The organism is Streptomyces sp. NPDC020958 (assembly GCF_055562175.1).
Genome location: NZ_JBVHFU010000015.1, coordinates 62,925 through 83,038, shown reverse-complemented (window position 1 = coordinate 83,038; position 20,114 = coordinate 62,925). Strand labels below are relative to the sequence as shown.

Here is a 20,114-nt window from a genome sequence, read left to right as displayed (position 1 = left end):
CCGAACGCGTAAGGTGGCGTGCTCGTAGATGTACATGTAAGCGAGCACGTCACCCGAACGCGTGAGGAGAGGCACCCGACGATGCCCGGCAACGGCGCTGTGACGCGCAGTACCCTGCGCCAGCAGATCGCGGACGCGCTCCGTGACGAGGTGCTCGCCGGGCGACTCCAGCCGGGTCGCGAGTTCACGGTCAAGGAGATCGCCGAACAGTACGGGGTCTCCGCCACGCCGGTCCGCGAGGCCCTGGTCGACCTGTCCGCGCAGGGCATCCTCGAAGCCGACCAGCACCGCGGCTTCCGCGTCCCCGAGTACACCCTGGCCGACTACCGGGGCATGATCGAGGCGCGCAGCATGGTCATCGACGGCATGTTCCACGCGCTGGCCGACGGCCGCCACCCCGCCTTCGAGGACCCCCAGGACCCGCGGGTCGTCGCCGCCCTGGCGACGGTCCGCCGCCGCGGCGAGGAGGCGCGGCGCGCCGCGACCGCCGGTGACCTCATCATCCTCATCGGCTACGACCTGCGGTTCTGGCGCGAGCTCTCCGCCCTGTTCGGCAACCCCTACCTCGGCGACTTCCTGCACCGGCTGCGGGTCCAGTCCTGGGTGTGCGCGGTCCAGCAGCTGCGGCGGCTGCCCGATCTACGCGGGTATCTGTGGGCCCGGCACACGGAGCTGGTGGACGCGGTGGTCCGCCGTGACGCGGAGACCGCCCGGGGGATCGTCGCCGCGTACAACACCCACTCCCTCGCCCTCATCGAGCGACTGTCGGAGAACGGATGACGGAGCCCATGGAACGGGCCGACGCGGAACGGGCCGACAGGGAACGGGCCGACAGGGAACCGGCCGACGCGGTGGAAGTCGACCTTTCCGTCGTCATCCCCGCGTACAACGAGGAGGAGCGGCTCGGGCCCACCCTCGACGCCGTCACCCGTTACCTCTCGGACAACGAGAGCCGTTTCGGCTGCTGGGAAGTGATCGTCTCCGACGACGGTTCGACCGACGGCACCCGCGAGGTCGCAGCCCTGGCGCACCCGCACGTCCGGCTGGTCACCGCCGACCGCAACCGGGGCAAGGGCAACGCGCTGCGCCTCGGCGTCGCCGCGACGACGGGCGCCCGGGTACTGGTCACCGACGCCGACCTGGCCGCCCCGATCGAGGAGCTGGAGCGGCTGGACAAGGCGCTCAGCGAGGGCAACGCGGCCGCGATCGGCTCGCGGGCGGTGCCCGGCGCGGAGATAGCCGACCACCAGCACCGGCTGCGCGAGCTGCTCGGCCGGGCCGGGAACCTGCTGATACGCGCGACCGCGGTGCCCGGCCTCAGGGACACCCAGTGCGGTTTCAAGCTGTTCGACGGCGACCTGGCCCGTGAGTCGTTCGCCGCGTCCCGCCTCGACGGCTGGGGCATCGACGTGGAGGTCCTCCAGCACCTGCACCGGGCCGACCACCCCATCGCCGAGGTCCCGGTCCGCTGGAGCCACCAGCCGGGCTCGAAGGTGGGCCCGCTGGACTACCCGCGGGTCCTCGGCGACCTGGTCCTGCTGCGGCTGCGCCGGCTGCGCCCGGCAGACCTGCTGGTCGCGGCCCTCTTCCTGGTCCTGTCCGTGGCGCTGTACGCGCACCGCTTCTTCGACCCCGGCCACCGCTACCTCGTCGACTCCATCCAGGACCAGAACCAGTGGGAGTGGTTCTTCGCGGTGACCGCGGACAACCTCGCGCACCTGCGCAACCCGCTCTTCTCCGACCTCCAGAACTTCCCCGACGGCGTGAACCTGATGGCCAACACGGTCATGCTGGGCATGTCCGTCCCGTTCGCCCCGCTCACCCTGCTCGCCGGACCGGCCGTCTCGCTCTCCGTCTGCATGGCGCTGGGCCTCGCCGCGACCGCCGTCGCCTGGTACTGGCTGATCGTGAAGCGGGTGACGCGGCACCGGGGCGCGGCCTTCGTCGGCGCGGCCCTCGCGGCCTTCGCGCCGCCGATGGTCAGCCACGCCAACGCGCACCCGAACTTCGTGATCCTGTTCATGGTCCCGCTGATCGTCGACCGCGCCCTGCGGCTGGCGACCGGCGCACGGGTCCGGCGGGACGGGATCGTGCTGGGCGTGCTGACGGCCTACCAGGTGTTCCTGGGCGAGGAGCCGCTGCTGCTGGCCGCGCTGGGGATGGTGCTGTTCGCCGGCGCGTACGCGGCGGTACGCCCCGACGTGGCGAAGGAGGCCTGGCGCCCGCTCGGCAAGGGGCTGCTGGTGGCCGGGGCGGTCTGCCTCCCCCTGGTCGCCTTCCCCTTGTACTGGCAGTTCACGGGCCCGCAGAGCTACCACAGCGTCCTGCACGGCGAGAACGCCGGAAACAGCCCGCTCTCCCTGCTGGCCTTCGCCGAGCGCTCGCTGCTCTTCGGTGACGCGGCCCGTGCCAACGAGCTCTCCCTGAATCCCACCGAGCAGAACGCCTTCTACGGCTGGCCGCTGGTCCTGCTCGCCTTCGCGATCGCCGTACGACTGTGGGAACGGCCGCTGGTCAAGGCGCTGGCGTTCACCTCGCTGGCCGCGGCGGTGCTGTCGCTCGGCCCGAAGATCCGGATCCCGCTGACCGACACGGTGTACCCGGGCCCCTGGGCGCTGGTGCGGAAGTTCCCGCTGTTCGAGTCGGTGATCGAGGGCCGGGTCGCGATGATCTGCGCGCCCGCGCTGGGCGTCCTGCTGGCCGTCTTCCTGGAGAAGGTGCTGTCCACCCGGCGGATCGGCATCCTCTACGCCGGTCTGCTCTCGGTCGCCCTCGCCCTGCTCCCGATCGTCCCCGCGCCCCTGAAGGCGGTCCCGCGGGAGCAGGTCCCGGCGTTCATCACGAGCGGGGCGTGGAAGTCGTACGTGGGCCGGGGCGAGTCCCTCGTACCGCTTCCGCTGCCCGATCCCGGCGCCGCGGAGGCGCTGCACTGGCAGACCGCCGCCGACCTCGGCTTCAAGGTGCCCGGCGGATACTTCAACGGCCCGTACGGCGATGATCGCATCGGAATCTACGGCGCCGTCCCGCGCTACACCTCCGACATGCTGCGGGACGTCCGCTACACCGGGAAGGTGCCGGTGATCGGCAGGAACTGGCGGGCGCAGGCGAAGAAGGACTTCGCGTACTGGAAGGCGGGCGTCCTGGTGGTCGCCCCGCAGCCCAACGACGACAAACTCCGGCAGGCCGTCACGGCACTGACCGGAAAACCCGGTAAGTGGACGGGCGGGGTCTGGGTATGGGACCTGCACGAGGGGAGCTGACCGCCCCCGCACCGACTACGCTTCCCTGACCACCTGGCGGAACACCACCTGTGAACGCGCTGATACGAGGAGCCCTCTTTGGCCTGTGACCTCTGGCTGGTACCGCTCGTCGACGTGTTGTGCCACACGCCGGACAACCCGTTCGCCGAGGAACTCGCGCAATACAACAAGGTGCTCGCCGAGGCCGGGCTGCCACCGGTGCCGGTGTACCAGTACATGCCGGGCCTGTCCGGCGAGGTGGCACCCGTGGCCGGCTTCGACTACGACGCGCTCCACTTCCTGCGCCGCGCGTACCTGCTCCAGGTCTGCGGCCTGCCCGTGTCCCCCGTGGACGACCTCGGCGGCGACTACGAGCAGCTCCTGGAGATGTTCGAGTCCACGGCCCAGCAGTCCCACCTCGTGTGGCACTACGACCACGCCGGCGCCTACGTCCCGGTCGACTTCCCCAGCCCGCTCTCCAGCGACGAACTCCTCGCGAGCGGCGGCCCGCTGGGATCCTCGCACGCGCTGCTGCGCGAGCTGGAGTACGTCGCCCCGTCGATCGGCATCGACCCGGCGAACCCCCCGGCCGCACCGCAACCGCCCGCCGTCCCGACCGACTTGGAGGAACCAGCGGTCCCGGCCCCCTACGACCCCAGCCCGTTCGCCCGGGAACGGCACGTATGGCTGGGCCTGCACGCGGCGGCGACCCGCAGCCTGGCCCAGGGGTCGATGATCGTCTTCAGCTGACGGTCCGTGAACCCGCCCCCGTACGGCGGAACCCCATATGGCTCCTCCGGGGAGCGCGGCGAGAGATGTCGATCTAGCCTCCGAAATGAGCGCTTATCAGATCTTTTGCCGCGCGCTCCAGTGAACCCAAGGAGGAGACATGCGCAAGCTTCAGAAGGCAGCTGTTGCGGTCGCCATCATCGGCGGCGTCGGTTTCATGGGCACCACCCCGGCCACCGCCCTCGCGCCCCAGGGCGGCCACCACGGCGGCGGTTGCCGGTCGCACGACCTGAACCTGGACATCCTTGGCGAGGTGGGCATCCTCAACGGCCTGGCCGGCAACCTCATCAACGGCGAGGGCAGCCCGGGCGCCCAGATCACCGACATGGGTTCCGACTGCGGCAACGGCTGGTAGGCCACCACGCACCCACTGAACCGGCCATGAGCCGCATGATCATCTCTGAGTGAAGTGGACAGGGCTCCGGACCGCGTCGGTCCGGAGCCCTGGGGTGTGCGGTCAGCCCTGCTGCGGCAGCCTGATGGTGCGCACGAGGGGCAGGTCGGCGTAGCGACCGGGATCGACGGTCACGACATGGCGGCCGTCGGGCCAGTCGAGCGTGGGCCGGGACAGATGGACCGCGTGCCCGAGCCGCCACTCGACACCGTCACGCAGCAGCGCGCCGACCGTGGAGGCACCCGCGAAGTCCAACTCCACGATCTCGACGGCCGGAAGCGCACCGACGTGCTCCGCGAGCCCCTTGCGCAGGCCGTCCGCGGCGGCCAGGCAGAGCGCGGGAACGTAGACATGCCGGGTCGGCCCGTGCTCCGTGTTCGCCACGAAGTGGAAGGCCAGCGAGTTCCCCGAGCCCAGCGCCAGCAGGGCGGACTCATCGAAGACGACCCCGGCGGATCCGGCCCTCGTAGCGCTCACAGGCTGTCCACCGGCCGACCGGCCTCCAGGTCCTGCCAGACCTTCTCCGCCCGGTCGTGGTCCTCCTTCGTGAACGTCACCCCGAAGTGCGTCTCGCAGTACGCCTTCGTCTCCTCGTACCGCCTGCGCAGCTCCTCCTGGGTGGGCGTGGCCCCCGCGAGCTCGGCGATCAGGTCGCGCATGGTCATCCCACGCTCCCTGGCGAGCACCATGAGGCGGTCACGGACAGCGGGGTCGACCTTGACGGTGGTGTCAGCCATGACGTAAGTATACTGCCGGTATACCGTCTCGGGCCGTTCAAGCAGGACAGTCATCGTGTTCCTTTCTTGTGGGGCTAGGCCGCCGCGAGGCGAACTTTTTGCATTTCACCCGCCGGTGGAGCGGATTCGTACGGCCTGTCGAATACCTCGCAGACCGTCGAGTACTGCCGGGTCACCGGATCCCGCGTCACCACCCGCCGCAGATAACCCCGTTCCTCCAGCTCACGCAGGGACGCGACGACCGACATGCACCCCTCCCGACGCCGCTCGGCGAGGATGCGTTCGGTGATCCAGGAACCGTCGGGCAGCCCCAAGAGGTACGTCAGTACGCCTACCGCGCCCCAGGACAGACGACGGTCCCCGAAACGGGTGCGGGCAAGAGCTGCGAAGGCACGCACGGGCGCCATACGATGAACGCGCATCGGAGGGTTGACTCCAGGTGTCGAGCCCCCGGGTGTTGGCGCACCGCGGGGGCAATCTGTTGATCGCGACTCTAGGGCCACACAAAGAGCCGAGCGCAAGCCACAATCCCTTTTTCGTATCGCGGCGTTGACGCAATTCACTCCGCCGAGTGAAGCGCGGTCCGCAGCAACCGCGTGTGCACGAAACGGCCGTGCGCGGAGGGCCGATAACGCCACGACAACGGCCATGTCATGTCGTCCAGCGCGGGAATCGGGATGTACGACACCCGCGCCGGATCCGCCGTCAGCCTGGTCACCTCCGCGGGCCACGGCAGATGGTCCGTGCTCCCGACCGGAACCAGGAAGTACACGCACCGCCGCCCACCGGCGACCTCGATGACGGGCCCGGGATCACCCCCGGTCAGCTCCGCGAGCCGATCGGCGAGCCGCTGCCCCGGCAGCTTCCCACCGGTCTCCGAGCAGAAGCGGGAGGAGCTGGTCGAGGCGGCTGGCCCGCCGGGCGCTGTTCAAGCGGGAGCCCGCCCCCATGATCGAGCTGATCCTCGAAGAGAGCGTGCTGCGCAGGCCGTTCGGCTCCTGGGACGTGCTCCGGGGTCAACTGCTCTCGCTCGTCGAGGACGCGCGGCGCGACAATGTCTGCCTGCACGTGCTGCCCATGGAGCGGGGGCTGCGGGGGACGTACGCCGGTGATCGCGGCCCCATGAAGATGGTGGTGACCGCGGAGCACCAACACGTGGTCTACATGGAGATCGAGGACCAGGGCATCCTGGTCAGCGAGCCGGAGGAAGTCTCCCAACTCGCCCACCGCCATGCGAAGATCCGCGCACAGGCCCTGAGTACCGACGACTCGGTGAGCCTCATCGAACGGTTGGCAGGAGAGAAGCGATGACCCGCACCGGAACCCTGCGATGGTTCAAGTCCAGCTACAGCGACAGCGGCGGCGGCGACTGCGTCGAGACCGCCTACACCTGGCGCAAGTCCTCCCACAGCGACGGCGGCGGCGGGAACTGCGTCGAAATATCCCCCTGCCCCCACGCCATCCACGTCCGCGACTCCAAGACGGCCCCCGACGCCCCCCACCTCACCGTCTCCCCCGCTTCCTGGGCCGCCTTCCTGGAGTCGGTCGGGTGAGCGTGGGCCGTTCCGTCGACGTCGGCATCCTGGCGGCCGTCGCCGCCTAACCGAAGACGGTGAACAGGGCGAGCGCGGGCCCGGCGGCGTAGACGAGTACCCCCAGCGCCAGTGCGGTCCACGGCCGCCGGGCCGCCAGCGCGCCGAGCACGACCGTGACCACCGCCGCGGCCAGCGCGATCCATGGTCCGAACATCGCCACGAGCATCCAGGCGCCGGAGGCGTCGCAGAACCGCGCGGTTCCGGCGGAGGTGCCGCAGCTGTCGCCGGCGAAGAGCATGCCGAAGGACAACAGCCCGTTGACCGCGACCGCGACAGCCAGCAGCAGCGCGGCCGTGACGGCGAAACCCACCCGTGAGGGCCGGCCCGGCGAAGGGCTCGGCGGCGGGAACCCGGGACCGTAGGACGGCGGGTACGGCTGCGGGTGCGAGGGCGGCGGAAAGCTCATGCCCCCAATGTCGCCCCCGCCCGCACGTTCCCGCCTGAGTACGGCTACTCACCTGGCTCGACCAGCCCACCCAGGCCGGTCACGCCGTTGTTTTGAGTACTCCCATTGGTCATAGACTCGCCGTGTGACTGCTGAGGATGACGCGTTCGCGGTGCTCGGCGTGCTGGGTGACCCCGTGCGCCGTCGGCTCTACCGCCACGTCGCCGCCACGCCGGGTGCGGTGGGGCGCGACGCGGCTGCGGAAGCCGTCGGGGTGACCCGGTCGTTGGCCGCCTTCCATTTGGACAAGCTGGTCGAGGCGGGGTTGCTGGACGTGTCGTTCCAGCGGCTCTCCGGGCGCACCGGCCCGGGGGCGGGGCGGCCGGCGAAGGTGTACCGGCGTGCCGAGGGCGAGCACTCCGTGTCCGTCCCGCCCCGGTCCTACGACGCGGCCGGCCGGCTGCTCGCCGAGGTGGTGGAGAACGCGGGCCTGGACCGGGAGTTGCAGGCCGCGGCGAAGGCGGCGGGTGCGGCGGACCCGGACGCGGGCGCGGACGACCTGGTCGAGGTGCTGCGGGGCCGCGGCTACCAGCCCTTCTGGGACGGGGAGACGCTGCGGCTGCGCAACTGCCCCTTCCACGCGCTGGCCGGGGAGTTCCCCGCGCTGGTCTGCGGGATGAACCTCGCACTTCTCGAAGGCCTGGCGTCCGACCAGTGGTCGCCGACGATGGACCCGTGTCCCGGTGGGTGCTGCGTGGCCCTCTCTAAAAACAAAAGCCATTGACTATAGAAGCGGGGACCGGCCATGCTGAGCCCATGACTGGCTTTCACCTCGCGCAAGTCAACGTCGGCCGCATTGTCGCCCCCCTGGACGGCCCCGAGTTGGCCGACTTCGTCGCCCTGCAACCGGAGATCAACGAACTCGCCGACCGCAGCCCCGGCTTCGTATGGCGCATGGTCGACGACGAGGGCGCGGACGCGACCGGCATCCGCCCCGACCGGAACGACGACCTCCTCCTGATCAACTGCTCGGTATGGGAGTCGCTCGAAGCCCTGCGGAACTTCACCTACCACACCGATCACCTGCGCGTACTGAGCCGCCGCCGCGAGTGGTTCAGCCGCATGGCCGAGGCCCACCAGGCCCTGTGGTGGATCCCGGCCGGCCATCGCCCGAGCGCCGCCGAGGCGTTGGAGCGGGTCGCGATGGTGCGCGAACAGGGCCCCGGGCCGTCCGCGTTCACCTTCCGCGAGAGCTACCCGCCGGAGAGCGTCGAATCAGCAGTCGGCAGTGGACGCTGACACCGCCCCACGCAGCCCCACGACTTCACCCGCCACCCCTCCCCGTCGTACCCGTCCCGCCCGGGGCGGCGCCACCTCCCTGGGTAGCGCCGCGACCCTGCGCACCGGAGGGTACGGCACGGTGCAGCAGTTGGGCTGAGGGCGAGTTCGTCGGCTTCGTGAACTCGCCCTCTGCGGCCCGTGCCGGTCTACGAGAAGACCGGCGTGCCGTTCTGGGTCAGCTTCCAGTTGGTGGCCGCGAAGGTCGTCGGGTCGATGGTGCCCTTGGCCGTGGCGTAGGCGATCATCAGGTCGCGGACCTGGTTGGTGGAGCTGTACGCGATCTCGGCGGACGCGATGTGCGGGTAGCCGGAGCCGCCGTTGGCGCGGTAGTTGTTGACGGCGACGACGAAGACCTGGTCGTCGGCGACCGCGGAGCCGTTGTAGGTCAGGTTCTTGATGCGTGAGCCCTCGGGCGCCGCGATGTCGATCTCGTAGTCGACGCCGGCCGCCATGTCGTACATGTAGTCCCAGAAGCTGTTGGCGTTGGTGAGGGTGGCGGTGTCCACCGGCGTGCCGGCCGGGACCTGGTGGTAGTACTTCGCCGCGTACTCCAGGTAGTCCTTGAGCTGGGCGCCGGTGAGCTTCTTGCCGTACAGGGTGTTCTCGTAGACGTAGAGGCCCGCGACGTCGCGGATCGTCACGTCGCCGGCCGGGATGGTGGCCGTACGGCTGAAGCACGCGGCCACCGAGATCAGCGGGAGCGCGGCGTCCGCCGCCGACAGGCCCGCCTTCACCGCGTCCATCTGGACCTGCTGGATGAAGTCGATGGCGGGGACGTCCTTCCAGCAGGCCTCCGCCGTCGTCATCGCCGCGGTACAGGTGCCGATCGCGGTGTTGACGTACTTGACCACCAAGTTGTGGTCCGCGGTGAGGAGTTCCGTGATCCGGGGGTCCTCGGCGACCGTGTTGCTGTTCAGGGTGGTGGCGGTCTTCTTGGTGATCTTCCAGGAGCCGTGCACGTGCTCCAGCTCGAAGTCGAAGCGGGAGAGGCGGTAGCCGTAGCAGTACGGCTCGGAGAGCAGGACGTCCTCGCCCGTCTCCGCGTTCTTCACCGTGTACGTCGGCACGTCGACGTGGGTGTGGCCGACGAGGATCGCGTCGATGCCGGGCACCTGCTCGGCGACCAGGTTCGACGCGTTCTCCACGTAGGGGAGTTCGTCGCCCCACGAGGTCGAGCCGTCCAGGCCCGAGTGGTCGGTGAGGAAGACGACGTCGCAGCCGAGGGCGCGCAGCCGCGGCACGTACTTCTTCGCCTGCTCGACCAGGCCCGTGAAGGCCATCTTCCCGGAGACGTTGTCCTTGTCCCACAGGGCGATGCCCGGGTTGGTGAGGCCGAGAATGCCGACCTTGATGTCCGGGCCGTGCGGGACCTTGACGCGCTTGACGGTGTAGGGCTGGAAGGCGGGCTTGAGCGTCTTGGCGTCCAGGGCGTTCGCGCCGAGCAGCGGGAAGTCGCACTGCTTCTCGAAGGTGCGGACGACCTCGATGCCGTAGTTGAACTCGTGGTTGCCGAGGGCGGCCGCGTCGTAGCGCATCTCGTTCATGGCGATCGCCATGGGGTGCTTGGGGCCGCGCTTGCCGTCCTTGCCGGTGATCGGGTCGACGCTCGCGAAGTAGGAGGCGAGGGAGGTGCCCTGGATGATGTCGCCGGCGTCGACGAGCAGGACCCGGTCCGCGCCCAGCTCCGTGCGGATGTTCTTCACCAGGGTGGCGATCCGGGCGATGCCGTACGTGTTGCCCTTGGAGTCCACGGGCGCCGCGTTCTTGTAGTAGTCCCAGTTGAAGACGTGGCTGTGCAGGTCCGTGGTGCCCAGGATGGAGAAGCTCCAGGTGAGGGGCTTGCACTCGGGCTTGTGCGGGGCGGCCTGCGCGGTACCGGTGCCGAGCGTCCCGGCGACCGCGACCGCGGCGCCTGTCACGGCCGACTTCTGCACGAACTCACGGCGGTTCAGGGGATGGGCGGGCATTCAGGTCTCCTGGGCTCGAAAGGCACGGTCGGACGGGCGGCGCGGCGGAACTACCCGCGTAGATGCTGGCGTTCGCCCGTTACCGGCGTAACCACGAGCAGCCCAAGGGCCGGTCAAGGATTCCCAAGACCGGCCCAAGAGAGCTGTGTGCACGAGCTGTGCACCTGCGCTGTGCACCCGGTTCCTACAGGAACGAGTTGATCTCGATCGTCTCGTCGCGGCCCGGGCCCACGCCGATCGCGGAGATCGGGGCGCCGGACATCTCCTCCAGCGCCTTGACGTAGTTCTGGGCGTTCTTCGGCAGGTCCGCGAAGGACTTGGCCTTGGTGATGTCCTCGGACCAGCCGGGCAGGGTCTCGTAGACCGGCTTCGCGTGGTGGAAGTCGGTCTGGGAGTACGGGAGTTCCTCGACGCGCTTGCCGTCGATCTCGTACGCGACGCAGACCGGGATCTGCTCCCAGCCGGTGAGGACGTCGAGCTTGGTGAGGAAGAAGTCGGTCAGGCCGTTCACGCGGGTCGCGTAGCGGGCGATGACCGCGTCGAACCAGCCGCAGCGGCGGTCCCGGCCGGTGGTCACACCGCGCTCGCCGCCGATCCGGCGCAACGCGTCGCCGTCCTCGTCGAACAGCTCGGTCGGGAACGGGCCCGCGCCGACCCGGGTCGTGTACGCCTTCAGGATGCCGATGACCCGGCTGATCTTCGTCGGGCCGACACCGGAGCCGGTGCAGGCACCGCCGGCGGTCGGGTTGGACGAGGTCACGAAGGGGTACGTGCCGTGGTCGATGTCGAGGAGCGTGCCCTGGCCGCCCTCGAAGAGGACCACCTTGTCGTCCTCCAGCGCCTGGTTGAGGACGAGGACCGTGTCGGCGACGTACGGAGCGAGCTTCTCCGCGTAGCCCAGCAGCTCCTCGACGACCTGCTCGACGCCGATCGCGCGCCGGTTGTACAGCTTGGTGAGGAGCTGGTTCTTGACGTCGAGGGCCGCCTCGACCTTCTGGGTGAGGATCGACTCGTCGTACAGGTCCTGGACCCGGATGCCCACGCGGTTGATCTTGTCCGCGTAGGTCGGGCCGATGCCGCGCCCGGTCGTCCCGATCTTCCGCTTCCCGAGGAAGCGTTCCGTCACCTTGTCGACGGTCACGTGGTACGGCGTGATGATGTGCGCGTTACCGCTGATCAGGAGCTTGGACGTGTCGACGCCACGCTCGTTCAGACCGCTCAGCTCGGAGAGCAGGACCGACGGGTCGACGACGACACCGTTGCCGATGACCGGGACACACGTGGGCGAGAGGATTCCGGAAGGGAGGAGGTGGAGCGCATACTTCTGGTCGCCCACGACGACCGTGTGGCCGGCGTTGTTGCCGCCCTGGTATCGCACCACGTAGTCGACGGAGCCGCCTAGCAGGTCCGTCGCCTTTCCCTTGCCTTCGTCACCCCACTGAGCACCGAGCAGCACAAGTGCGGGCACGCGCGTACACCCCTTCCGGGCGGGGCATGTCCAAGGTCAGGGGCGTGCGCGTAATGTTCAGCGCCGCGTACCACCGCGACCGTCGTTGGCCGCACAACCGTCGGACCGGATGCCCCGGAATAGACGAAGCCCCTGGCGCAATAGCGCAAGGGGCTCTTGCACAGTGATGCTACCCGAGGAAGCGAGGCAGGACCGAGGTGGCGACTTTCGCGACGTCCGATCAGCTGCTGGTGATCATCGATCCGGCGGCCAGGGAAACGGACAACGAATCCGTCCGGATCGCGAAAGACGTGCTCAGCGCGGGTGCGGCCGCCAAGGTGTGCATGCCGGACGGGCCCGAGGAATTCGCCCGCGTGCTGTCCCGCCGGGGCTCACGGCGGCCGGTGGTCATCGGTGACGACCGTGCCCTGGTCCGTGCGGTGACCCTGCTGCACCGCCGCCGGGAGCTGGCCGGATGTGTGCTCTCCGTGGTCCCGGTCGGGGGCGCGCAGAGCGTGGCGCACACCCTCGGGGTGCCCGCCGGTGCGGTGGCGGCGGCGCGGGCGGTGCTGGACGGGGTGGAGCGCCGGATGGACCTGCTGGTCGACGACAGCGACGGGGTGGTGCTGGGCGCGCTGCGCATCCCGCCGGTGACGGCCGAGCCCCAGGTGCCGGAACCGTCGCCGGAGGGCGCGATACGGCCGTGGCTGCGGCCGTACCAGACCCTCGTACGGTCGCTGTCCGCCCGCCCGGCCCCGGTCGTGCCCCGGCCGGGGCACGCGCGGCTGCGGGTGGAGGTCGACGGGCGGACGGTGGTGGACCTGGACCAGCCGGTGGAGGGCGTGTCGGTGACCCCCGGTGCGTGCGGGGTGGCCGAGGTGGAGGTGCGACCGCTGTCGGTGGGCGCCGAGGCGACGCCGCTACGCGCGTCGGGCCGGACGGTGACGGTGGCGGGCGCGGACTTCCGGTACCGCGCCGACGCGGGGGTGGCGGGGCCGGTACGACGCCGGACGTGGCGGGTGCTGGAGGGTGCCTGGGGGCTGACGGTGCCGAGTTCTTCGTGACGGGGGGCTGGAAGCCGGTGGTGTCGAGGGTGCGGTCGAAAGGCTTCGGGATGTGGAGGTCCTCGCCGAACGGCTGGGTGCAGTGCGCGTCGTAGCCCGCGGCTGAGGGCGCCCAGAACACGGTCGACTGCTTCGCTTGCATATCGAGAAGCAGGTAGACGATGCAGACCAGCCACCACTCAGAGTATCCGGCCGGTCACGTCTCCGTGATCGGTTTCGTCCTTCAGCTGCACCCCGGTCCGCCCCAGCTCCCGCGCCCGCCCCATCAGCCCCGCCAGCTTTCCCGCCGCCGCCTCGTGGGCGAGGCCACGCGGTGGGCGGATGTTGCTCAGGCAGTTGCGGTCGGCGTCGGTGGTCACGCCCGGCACCGGCCGGTAGGTCAGGTACGCGCCCAGTGAGTCCGCCGCCGACATGCCGGGCCGTTCGCCGACGAGGACGACCACCAGGGCCGCGCCCATCGCGTGGGCGATGTCGTCGCCGAGGGCCACGCGGGCCTGTTCGGCCAGCACGACCGGGGCGATACGCCAGTCGGCGAGGCGGGCCGCCGTGGCCCGCAGCACCGCCGCCGCGTGCTCGTGCACGGCCCGGCTGGACAGTCCGTCGGCGACCACGAAGACGACGTCCCAGTCACCGGCCGGGAGGTGGGCGCGGTCCACGGGGTCGAGGCGACGCCCCAGGTCCGGCCTCTGCAGATACGTCAGCCGCTCCCCGGCCGCACTGCGCACCCGTACCGTCGGCAGGCCCGCCAGGCCTGCCGCGACCCGGTCCGGCTCGAACGGCGAGTGCACCGCGTCCCGCGCTGCCGCGTGCGCGGCCTGGAGGGCCAGGCGGTGCCGGGTGGGCAGGGCGGAGCCGGCGCGGCCGAGGCCGATCCTGGCCTGGGTGCGGCGGCGCAGCAGCGGCCACAGCTCGTCGAGGCCACCGGGAGCCGCCCCGGCCGCGCCCGCCACCGCGCCCGTCCCGCCCGCGTCCGCCCGTCGGGCCACCTCGGTCACGTCTGCCATATCAGTCATATCGGTCACGCGACCAGTTCCCTTCCGATCGCGGTCAGCGGGTGGCTTTCGGCCTCGCGCAGGGTGCCGGTCTCGTCGAGCAGCCCGGTCGATCTCAGCCACGTCTCGAACTCCGGTGCCGGGCGCAGGCCGAGCACCTCACGCAGGTAGAGCGCGTCGTGGTAGGAGGCGGACTGGTAGTTGAGCATGATGTCGTCGCCGCCCGGGGTGCAGATCACGAAGGAGGCGCCCGCGACGGCGAGCATGGTCAGCATGGTGGCGATGTCGTCGTCATCGGCGTCGGCGTGGTTCGTGTAGCAGATGTCCAGGCCCATCGGCAGGCCGAGGAGCTTGCCGCAGAAGTGGTCCTCCAGGGCGGCCCGGAGGATCTGCCGGCCGTCGTAGAGGTACTCGGGGCCGATGAAGCCGACGACGGTGTTGACCAGCAACGGGCGGTAGCGGCGGGCGACCGCGTACGCCCTCGCCTCCACCGTCTGCTGGTCCACCCCGTGGTGCGCGTCCGCGGACAGCGCGCTGCCCTGCCCGGTCTCGAAGTACATGACGTTGTCGCCGACGGTGCCGCGGCCGAGCGAGAGCGCCGCCTCGTACGCCTCGTCGAGCAGGCCGAGGGTCACCCCGAAGGACGCGTTCGCGGCCTGGGTGCCGGCGATGGACTGGAAGACGAGGTCGACCGGTGCGCCGCGCGCCATCAGGTCCACGCTCGTGGTGACGTGGCAGAGCACGCAGGACTGGGTGGGGATGGCGTAGCGGCTGATCACGCCGTCCAGGAGGTCCAGCAGGTCGCGGACGGCGCGCGGGCTGTCGGTCGCCGGGTTGATGCCGATCACCGCGTCGCCGGAGCCGAGGAGGAGGCCGTCCAGGAGGGCGGCCGCGACCCCGGCCGGGTCGTCGGTCGGGTGGTTGGGCTGGAGCCGGGTGGCCAGCCGGCCGGGCAGCCCGATCGTCGAGCGGAACGCGGTGACCACCCGCACCTTGCGGGCGACGGCCACCAGGTCCGCATTCCCCATCAGCTTGGAGACCGCGGCGGCCATCTCCGGCGTGAGGCTGGGCGCCACCGCGGCCAGCGCCCCGGTGTCCGCCGCCAGCAGCCACTCCCGGAACTCCCCGACGGTCAGCCCGGCGACGGGGGCGAAGGCGGCCGCGTCGTGCGTGTCCAGGATCAGCCGGGTCACGTCGTCGTCCTCGTACGGGATCACCGGCTCGGTCAGGAAGGTCGCGAGCGGCACCTCGGCGAGCGCCCAGCGCGCCGCGACCCGCTCCCGCGCGCTCGCGGCGGCAAGGCCGGCCAGCCGGTCGCCGGAACGTTCGGGGCTCGCGGCGGCCAGCAGACGGGCCAGGGAGCCGAAGCGGTGCCGTTCGCCGCCGAGGGTGGCCGTGTAGGTGGTCATGGCGGCGACCGTACGAGCCGGGTGTTGCCGGCAGGTTGCGTCAGATTTCTAAAGGTCTAATTGACAAACATTTAACGCCCCGAGGTCGTCCGCCGACTCATACGAACTCCAGAGTTCCGGTCCAGTACAGACAGCGGACAGCAGGAGAGGGGTCACCCCGATGGCAGTGGACGAGGGAGTCGCCGCGGCGACCGGAACAAGCGGTGAGGGCACGGTCCACCGACTCAAGCCCAACGCTGTGGGCCTGCTGGGCGTGGTCTTCATGGCCGTCGCGACAGCGGCCCCGATCACCGCGATGACCGGTAACGTCCCCTTCATGGTGTCGTCGGGCAACGGCATCGGGGCACCGGCGAGTTATCTCGTCGCAATGGTCGTCCTGGCAATCTTTTCCGTCGGCTTCACCTCGATGGCGAAGCACATCACCTCGACGGGCGCCTTCTACGGCTTCATCTCCTTCGGCCTCGGCCGCACCGCGGGACTGGCGTCCGGGCTGCTCGCCACCTTCGCCTACGCCGTGTTCGAGCCGGCGCTGATCGGCATCTTCTCGACCTTCGCCACCGGAACCCTCAAGGACCAGACGGGACTTGACATCCCGTGGTGGGCCTTCGCACTGGTGATGCTGGCCGTCAACGCGACGGGCACCTGGTTCGGCGTCTCGGTCGCCGAGAAGCTCCTCGTGGTCCTGCTCGGCACCGAGGTGACCGTCCTCGCGGCGATGGCGATCTCGGTCGCCCTGCACGGCGGCGGCCCGCACGGCTTCACCTTCGCCCCGGTCGACCCGGTCAACGCCTTCAAGGGCACCTCGGCCGGACTCGGCCTCTTCTTCGCCTTCTGGTCGTGGGTCGGCTTCGAGTCGACGGCGATGTACGGCGAGGAGTCCCGCGACCCGAAGAAGATCATCCCCAGGGCGACGATGATCTCGGTCCTCGGGGTCGGCGTCTTCTACGTCTTCGTCTCCTGGATGGCCATCATCGGCAACGGCGAGACGGAGGCCGTCAAGGTCGCCTCGTCCGCCAATCCGCTCGCCCTCTTCTTCAACCCCACCGAGCACTACGTCGGCCACTGGGCGGTCGACCTCATGCAGTGGCTGATGATCACCGGCTCGCTCGCCTGCGGCATGGCCTTCCACAACTGCGCGTCCCGCTACATGTACGCCCTGGGCCGCGAAGGAGTCCTCCCCTCGCTGCAGAACACCATCGGCCGCACCCACGCTCGGCACGGCTCCCCGCACATCGCCGGCCTGGTGCAGACGGTGGTGAGCGCGGTGCTGATCGTCGGGTTCTGGCTCACCAGCAAGGACCCGGCCAACGCCCTCTACGTCCTGCTCGCCATCCTCGGCACCATGGCGATCCTGATCGTGCAGGCGGTCTGCTCGTTCGCGGTGCTGGTCTACTTCCGCAAGAACCACCCGGAGAGCCGGCACTGGTTCAAGACCTTCGCCGCCCCGCTCGTCGGCGGCGTCGCGATGCTCGCCGTGGTGCTGCTCCTGGTCTCCAACATGAGCGTCGCGGCCGGCTCGGAGTCCGGCTCGCTGCTGCTGAAGGCGACACCCTGGCTGGTGGCGCTGGTCGCGGCGACGGGCGTCGGCTACGCGCAGTACCTCAAGCGCCGGTCTCCCGAGCGGTATCTGCTGCTGGGGCGGACGGTCCTGGAGGAGACGAAGGAGCGGTAGGCGGCACCTGGCACCTGACACCTGCCGCTCAGGCCTGCCCGAAGGTCTTCTCCCGGTGCACCCGCCACCGCTCCATCATGGCCGCGATCTCCCCTTCGACGAACTCGAAGAAGGCGAGCGTCTCGGCCATGCGGCGGCCGGCCGGAGTGTGTTCGCCGAGGCTGCTGACCCCCTCGCGCAGAGCCCCCTCCCACCGCTTGATGAGGGTCTCGCGGTTGGTCAGGGCCTCGTACCACTGGTCGCCGTGCACCCGGTACCGCTCCCGCCGCGAGCCCGGCTCCCGCTCCCTCGCGACCATGTGCGTCATCGTCAGGTAGCGCACCGCCCCGGACACCGCCGCAGGGCTGATCCGCAGCAGTTCGCCCAGCTCGGCGGAGGTCAGCGCGCCCTCGTCGGAGGAGAGCAGAGCGGCGAAGACCCGGGCGGGCATGCGCTGCATCCCGGCCTCGACCAGCTGCGCCGCGAAGGACTCGACGAACTTCGACACGGCCTCCGCGTCCCGGCCACCGGCTGTATCCGTCATGGACTCACCCTATCCGAGCTTCAGATATTTCCTTAACTTCACAAATTTCTGAAAGAAGCGTACGTTCTGAGCCATGACGAAGGCCATCACGGTCGCCGGGCTCCACAAGTCCTTCGGCCGCGCCCCCGCCCTCACCGGCCTCGACCTGACCGTCGAGGCCGGTGAGGTGCACGGCTTCCTCGGCCCCAACGGCGCCGGGAAGTCCACCGCGATCCGGATCCTGCTCGGCCTGCTGCGCGCCGACTCCGGCGCCGCCCAGGTCCTCGGCCGCGACCCCTGGAAGGACGCGGTGGAGGTGCACCGCCGGATCGCCTACGTCCCCGGGGACGTCACCCTGTGGCGCAACCTCTCGGGAGGCGAGGTCATCGACCTGTACGGCCGCCTGCGCGGGGGCCTGGACGCGCGCCGCCGCACCGAGCTCGTCGACCGCTTCGAGCTGGACCCGACGAAGAAGGGCCGCACCTACTCGAAGGGCAACCGCCAGAAGGTCGCCCTGGTCGCCGCCTTCGCCTCCGATGTGGACCTGCTGATCCTCGACGAACCCACGTCCGGCCTCGACCCCCTGATGGAGGAGGTCTTCCAGCACTGCGTGGCGGAGGAACGCGACCGGGGCAGGACCGTGCTGCTGTCGTCCCACATCCTCAGCGAGGTCGAGGAACTCTGCGACCGCGTCAGCATCATCCGCGCGGGCCGCACCGTCGAGTCCGGCTCCCTGGCCGACCTGCGCCACCTCACCCGTACCAGCGTGACCGCCGAACTGGCGGGTCCCCCCAACGGCCTGGCGCACCTGCCGGGCGTCCACGACCTCGACGTGCGGGGCCACCGGGTCCGGCTCCAGGTCGACGCCGACCACCTCACGGCCGTACTGCGCTCGCTCGGCGAGTCCGGCGTGCGGTCCCTGACCTCCACTCCCCCCACCCTCGAAGAGCTGTTCCTCCGCCACTACCAGGAACAGGCATGAGCACCCTCGCCGGCACCGGCACCCTGCTGCGCCTCGCGCTGCGCCGCGACCGGGTGACGACCCCGGTGTGGCTCGCGGTGAACGCGCTGATGGTCCTCTCCATGCCGAACACCCTGCGCGGTCTCTACGGCACCACCGCCGAACGCGCCGACCTGGTGCGGCAGTTGGGGACCAACGCTTCGTACCGCGCGCTGATCGGGCCGCTCCACGACACCTCGCTCGGCGCGCTGACCGCCTGGCGGGTGGGGGTCTACGCCGGGCTGTTGGCGGCCGTCACCAGCCTGCTCGTCGTCGTACGGCACACCCGCGACGAGGAGGAGACCGGCCGTGCGGAACTGCTGGCGTCCGGTGCGGTGGGCCGCCGGGCGTCGCTGACCGCGGCCCTGCTCGCGGCGGGGGGCACCGACGCCGTCCTCGCGCTGCTGATCACGGCGGGCCTCGCGAAGCAGGGGGTGGCCGGTGCCCTGTCCCTCGGGCTCGGTCTCGGCGCCGTCGGCATGGTGTTCGCGACCACCGCGGCGGTCGCGGCCCAGCTGACGGAGAGCGCACGACTGGCGCGGGGACTGACGGCGGCGGTCCTGGGCGCGGCGTTCGTCCTGCGGGCGGCGGGCGACTCGGCGCGGGCGGACGGTTCGTCGCCGTGGACCTGGCTCTCGCCGCTGGGCTGGCTGGAGAACCTGCGCCCGTTCGCCGCCGAACGCTGGTGGGTGCTGCTGCTCTTCGCGGCGGCGGCGGTGGCCCAGGGTGCGCTCGCGTACGGGCTGGCCGGCCGCCGGGACCTCGGCATGAGCTTCTTCCCGTCCCGGCCGGGGCCGGCCACCGGGCGCCTCGGCTCCGCCGCCGCGCTCGCCCGGCGGCTCCAGCGGGGCGCCGTGCTCGGCTGGTCGCTCGGCTTCCTCCTGGCGGGCGTGGTCTTCGGCGGTCTGGCGCGGGGCGCGGCCGACCTGGTGGGAAACAACGGGAACACCCGCGAGGTCGTCGAGCGGATGGGCGGGCACAACGGGCTCACCGACGCGTTCCTCGCCGCGATGGCCGGCATCCTGGGCCTGGTCGCCACGCTGTACGTCGTCGCCTCGGTGCTCCGCCTGCACGGCGAGGAGACCTCGGGCCGCGCCGAACCCCTCCTGGCCGCCCCGGTGAGCCGGCTGCGCTGGGCGGCCGGCCATCTGACGATCGCCTTCGGCGGCTGCGCCCTGATCATGCTCCTGGCGGGCCTCGGCCTGGCCGTCGGCTACGGCGGGCGGCCGGGCGCCGTCCTGGGCGCCTGCCTGGTCCAGCTCCCGGCCGTGTGGGTGATCGGCGGGGTGACGGTGCTGCTGTACGGCGTCGCGCCCCGCCTCGCCCCGGCCGCCTGGGGCGTCGCGGCGGCCGTCCTCCTCGTCGGCTGGGTGGGCCCGGCGCTGAACGTCCCCCAGGCCGTCCTCGACCTCTCCCCCTTCGGCCACCTCCCCAAGCTGCCGGGCGGGCACCTGACCTGGACCCCGCTGTCGGCCCTGCTCGCGCTGGCCGTCGCCTCCACCACGTGCGGCCTGACGGCGCTACGGCGACGGGACCTGACCTCCTGATCCCCTGACCGCGGCCCGGTGGGAACCTCGGCCG

At 70.7% G+C, this 20,114-nt stretch carries 21 protein-coding genes; 12 read left to right on the top strand and 9 right to left on the bottom strand.

Features of this window, described 5'->3' with window-relative positions:
- The first annotated feature begins 81 nt into the window (after positions 1-81).
- From ACZ3KP_RS33015 to ACZ3KP_RS33000, 4 genes are all read left to right on the top strand, one after another.
- Positions 82-780 (top strand): GntR family transcriptional regulator, encoded by a 699-nt coding sequence (locus tag ACZ3KP_RS33015; RefSeq protein WP_467503976.1) that lies wholly within the window; start codon positions 82-84, stop codon positions 778-780.
- Positions 777-3,260, top strand: coding sequence for a dolichyl-phosphate beta-glucosyltransferase (locus ACZ3KP_RS33010; RefSeq protein WP_467503974.1), 2,484 nt, complete (start codon positions 777-779; stop codon positions 3,258-3,260). Before ACZ3KP_RS33015 ends, ACZ3KP_RS33010 begins: the two co-directional genes overlap by 4 nt.
- Before the next feature lie 78 nt (positions 3,261-3,338).
- Positions 3,339-3,989, top strand: a complete 651-nt coding sequence (locus ACZ3KP_RS33005) for a hypothetical protein (RefSeq protein WP_132889559.1) — start codon at positions 3,339-3,341, stop codon at positions 3,987-3,989.
- A gap of 139 nt (positions 3,990-4,128) precedes the next feature.
- On the top strand, positions 4,129-4,383 hold the full coding sequence (locus ACZ3KP_RS33000; protein ID WP_467503972.1) for a hypothetical protein: 255 nt from the start codon (positions 4,129-4,131) through the stop codon (positions 4,381-4,383).
- Between the two features lie 102 nt (positions 4,384-4,485).
- Here the strand turns inward: ACZ3KP_RS33000 and ACZ3KP_RS32995 are convergent, their stop codons facing one another.
- The 3 genes from ACZ3KP_RS32995 to ACZ3KP_RS32985 form a co-directional block, all read right to left on the bottom strand.
- The gene (locus ACZ3KP_RS32995; protein WP_467503970.1) at positions 4,486-4,899 is read right to left on the bottom strand and encodes a PIN domain-containing protein; all 414 of its coding nucleotides are present in this window, start codon (positions 4,897-4,899) and stop codon (positions 4,486-4,488) included.
- Positions 4,896-5,159, bottom strand: coding sequence for a hypothetical protein (locus ACZ3KP_RS32990; RefSeq protein WP_361336105.1), 264 nt, complete (start codon positions 5,157-5,159; stop codon positions 4,896-4,898). The genes ACZ3KP_RS32995 and ACZ3KP_RS32990 overlap by 4 nt, the downstream gene beginning before the upstream one ends.
- 74 nt (positions 5,160-5,233) lie before the next feature.
- On the bottom strand, positions 5,234-5,566 hold the full coding sequence (locus tag ACZ3KP_RS32985; RefSeq protein ID WP_467503968.1) for a hypothetical protein: 333 nt from the start codon (positions 5,564-5,566) through the stop codon (positions 5,234-5,236).
- Positions 5,567-6,068: 502 nt separating this feature from the next.
- Here ACZ3KP_RS32985 and ACZ3KP_RS32980 point away from each other — a divergent pair.
- Together ACZ3KP_RS32980 and ACZ3KP_RS32975 are read left to right on the top strand one after the other, a co-directional pair.
- The gene (locus ACZ3KP_RS32980; RefSeq protein ID WP_467504122.1) at positions 6,069-6,470 is read left to right on the top strand and encodes a Scr1 family TA system antitoxin-like transcriptional regulator; all 402 of its coding nucleotides are present in this window, start codon (positions 6,069-6,071) and stop codon (positions 6,468-6,470) included.
- Positions 6,467-6,712 (top strand): DUF397 domain-containing protein, encoded by a 246-nt coding sequence (locus ACZ3KP_RS32975; RefSeq protein ID WP_467503966.1) that lies wholly within the window; start codon positions 6,467-6,469, stop codon positions 6,710-6,712. Before ACZ3KP_RS32980 ends, ACZ3KP_RS32975 begins: the two co-directional genes overlap by 4 nt.
- Before the next feature lie 46 nt (positions 6,713-6,758).
- Here ACZ3KP_RS32975 and ACZ3KP_RS32970 read toward each other — a convergent pair whose 3' ends face one another.
- Positions 6,759-7,160 carry a hypothetical protein gene (locus ACZ3KP_RS32970; RefSeq protein WP_467503965.1) on the bottom strand — a complete coding sequence of 134 codons (402 nt, stop codon included), beginning with the start codon at positions 7,158-7,160 and terminating at the stop codon, positions 6,759-6,761.
- A gap of 124 nt (positions 7,161-7,284) precedes the next feature.
- Between ACZ3KP_RS32970 and ACZ3KP_RS32965 the strand changes: the two genes are divergently transcribed.
- Together ACZ3KP_RS32965 and ACZ3KP_RS32960 are read left to right on the top strand one after the other, a co-directional pair.
- The gene (locus tag ACZ3KP_RS32965; protein WP_467503964.1) at positions 7,285-7,923 is read left to right on the top strand and encodes a helix-turn-helix transcriptional regulator; all 639 of its coding nucleotides are present in this window, start codon (positions 7,285-7,287) and stop codon (positions 7,921-7,923) included.
- A 32-nt stretch (positions 7,924-7,955) separates the two neighbouring features.
- Positions 7,956-8,438, top strand: coding sequence for a DUF3291 domain-containing protein (locus tag ACZ3KP_RS32960; RefSeq protein WP_467503962.1), 483 nt, complete (start codon positions 7,956-7,958; stop codon positions 8,436-8,438).
- 188 nt (positions 8,439-8,626) lie between these two features.
- On the opposite strand, the gene ACZ3KP_RS32955 is transcribed toward ACZ3KP_RS32960, so the two are convergent.
- Together ACZ3KP_RS32955 and ACZ3KP_RS32950 are read right to left on the bottom strand one after the other, a co-directional pair.
- Complete coding sequence (locus ACZ3KP_RS32955; RefSeq protein ID WP_467503961.1) at positions 8,627-10,447, bottom strand: bifunctional metallophosphatase/5'-nucleotidase; 1,821 nt, start codon at positions 10,445-10,447, stop codon at positions 8,627-8,629.
- 184 nt (positions 10,448-10,631) lie between these two features.
- Positions 10,632-11,915 (bottom strand): adenylosuccinate synthase, encoded by a 1,284-nt coding sequence (locus ACZ3KP_RS32950; RefSeq protein ID WP_358978978.1) that lies wholly within the window; start codon positions 11,913-11,915, stop codon positions 10,632-10,634.
- 197 nt (positions 11,916-12,112) lie between these two features.
- Here ACZ3KP_RS32950 and ACZ3KP_RS32945 point away from each other — a divergent pair, with 197 nt between their 5' ends.
- Positions 12,113-12,958 carry a diacylglycerol kinase gene (locus tag ACZ3KP_RS32945; protein WP_467503959.1) on the top strand — a complete coding sequence of 282 codons (846 nt, stop codon included), beginning with the start codon at positions 12,113-12,115 and terminating at the stop codon, positions 12,956-12,958.
- Positions 12,959-13,137: 179 nt separating this feature from the next.
- Here ACZ3KP_RS32945 and eutC read toward each other — a convergent pair whose 3' ends face one another.
- On the bottom strand, positions 13,138-13,971 hold the full coding sequence (gene eutC / locus ACZ3KP_RS32940) for an ethanolamine ammonia-lyase subunit EutC (RefSeq protein ID WP_467503958.1): 834 nt from the start codon (positions 13,969-13,971) through the stop codon (positions 13,138-13,140).
- A gap of 5 nt (positions 13,972-13,976) precedes the next feature.
- The gene (locus ACZ3KP_RS32935; protein WP_467503956.1) at positions 13,977-15,359 is read right to left on the bottom strand and encodes an ethanolamine ammonia-lyase subunit EutB; all 1,383 of its coding nucleotides are present in this window, start codon (positions 15,357-15,359) and stop codon (positions 13,977-13,979) included.
- A gap of 160 nt (positions 15,360-15,519) precedes the next feature.
- Between ACZ3KP_RS32935 and ACZ3KP_RS32930 the strand changes: the two genes are divergently transcribed.
- The gene (locus ACZ3KP_RS32930) at positions 15,520-17,031 is read left to right on the top strand and encodes an APC family permease (RefSeq protein WP_467503955.1); all 1,512 of its coding nucleotides are present in this window, start codon (positions 15,520-15,522) and stop codon (positions 17,029-17,031) included.
- A gap of 28 nt (positions 17,032-17,059) precedes the next feature.
- Here the strand turns inward: ACZ3KP_RS32930 and ACZ3KP_RS32925 are convergent, their stop codons facing one another.
- A complete protein-coding gene (locus ACZ3KP_RS32925) occupies positions 17,060-17,554 on the bottom strand; it encodes a GbsR/MarR family transcriptional regulator (protein WP_467503954.1) in 495 nt (164 codons plus the stop codon).
- Positions 17,555-17,627: 73 nt separating this feature from the next.
- Between ACZ3KP_RS32925 and ACZ3KP_RS32920 the strand changes: the two genes are divergently transcribed.
- Together ACZ3KP_RS32920 and ACZ3KP_RS32915 are read left to right on the top strand one after the other, a co-directional pair.
- The gene (locus ACZ3KP_RS32920; RefSeq protein WP_467503952.1) at positions 17,628-18,515 is read left to right on the top strand and encodes an ABC transporter ATP-binding protein; all 888 of its coding nucleotides are present in this window, start codon (positions 17,628-17,630) and stop codon (positions 18,513-18,515) included.
- The gene (locus ACZ3KP_RS32915) at positions 18,512-20,080 is read left to right on the top strand and encodes an ABC transporter permease (protein WP_467503951.1); all 1,569 of its coding nucleotides are present in this window, start codon (positions 18,512-18,514) and stop codon (positions 20,078-20,080) included. Before ACZ3KP_RS32920 ends, ACZ3KP_RS32915 begins: the two co-directional genes overlap by 4 nt.
- Positions 20,081-20,114 lie beyond the last annotated feature (34 nt).

Coding starts and splice junctions, on each gene's coding strand:
- ACZ3KP_RS32990 (WP_361336105.1), bottom strand. CDS start 5,159: ATGGCTGACACCACCGTCAAGGTCGACCCCGCTGTCCGTGACCGCCTC.
- ACZ3KP_RS32935 (WP_467503956.1), bottom strand. CDS start 15,359: ATGACCACCTACACGGCCACCCTCGGCGGCGAACGGCACCGCTTCGGC.
- ACZ3KP_RS32955 (WP_467503961.1), bottom strand. CDS start 10,447: ATGCCCGCCCATCCCCTGAACCGCCGTGAGTTCGTGCAGAAGTCGGCC.
- eutC (WP_467503958.1), bottom strand. CDS start 13,971: ATGACTGATATGGCAGACGTGACCGAGGTGGCCCGACGGGCGGACGCG.
- ACZ3KP_RS32970 (WP_467503965.1), bottom strand. CDS start 7,160: ATGAGCTTTCCGCCGCCCTCGCACCCGCAGCCGTACCCGCCGTCCTAC.
- ACZ3KP_RS32960 (WP_467503962.1), top strand. CDS start 7,956: ATGACTGGCTTTCACCTCGCGCAAGTCAACGTCGGCCGCATTGTCGCC.
- ACZ3KP_RS33000 (WP_467503972.1), top strand. CDS start 4,129: ATGCGCAAGCTTCAGAAGGCAGCTGTTGCGGTCGCCATCATCGGCGGC.
- ACZ3KP_RS32930 (WP_467503955.1), top strand. CDS start 15,520: ATGGCAGTGGACGAGGGAGTCGCCGCGGCGACCGGAACAAGCGGTGAG.
- ACZ3KP_RS33015 (WP_467503976.1), top strand. CDS start 82: ATGCCCGGCAACGGCGCTGTGACGCGCAGTACCCTGCGCCAGCAGATC.
- ACZ3KP_RS32925 (WP_467503954.1), bottom strand. CDS start 17,554: ATGACGGATACAGCCGGTGGCCGGGACGCGGAGGCCGTGTCGAAGTTC.
- ACZ3KP_RS32920 (WP_467503952.1), top strand. CDS start 17,628: ATGACGAAGGCCATCACGGTCGCCGGGCTCCACAAGTCCTTCGGCCGC.
- ACZ3KP_RS33010 (WP_467503974.1), top strand. CDS start 777: ATGACGGAGCCCATGGAACGGGCCGACGCGGAACGGGCCGACAGGGAA.
- ACZ3KP_RS32985 (WP_467503968.1), bottom strand. CDS start 5,566: ATGGCGCCCGTGCGTGCCTTCGCAGCTCTTGCCCGCACCCGTTTCGGG.
- ACZ3KP_RS32975 (WP_467503966.1), top strand. CDS start 6,467: ATGACCCGCACCGGAACCCTGCGATGGTTCAAGTCCAGCTACAGCGAC.
- ACZ3KP_RS32915 (WP_467503951.1), top strand. CDS start 18,512: ATGAGCACCCTCGCCGGCACCGGCACCCTGCTGCGCCTCGCGCTGCGC.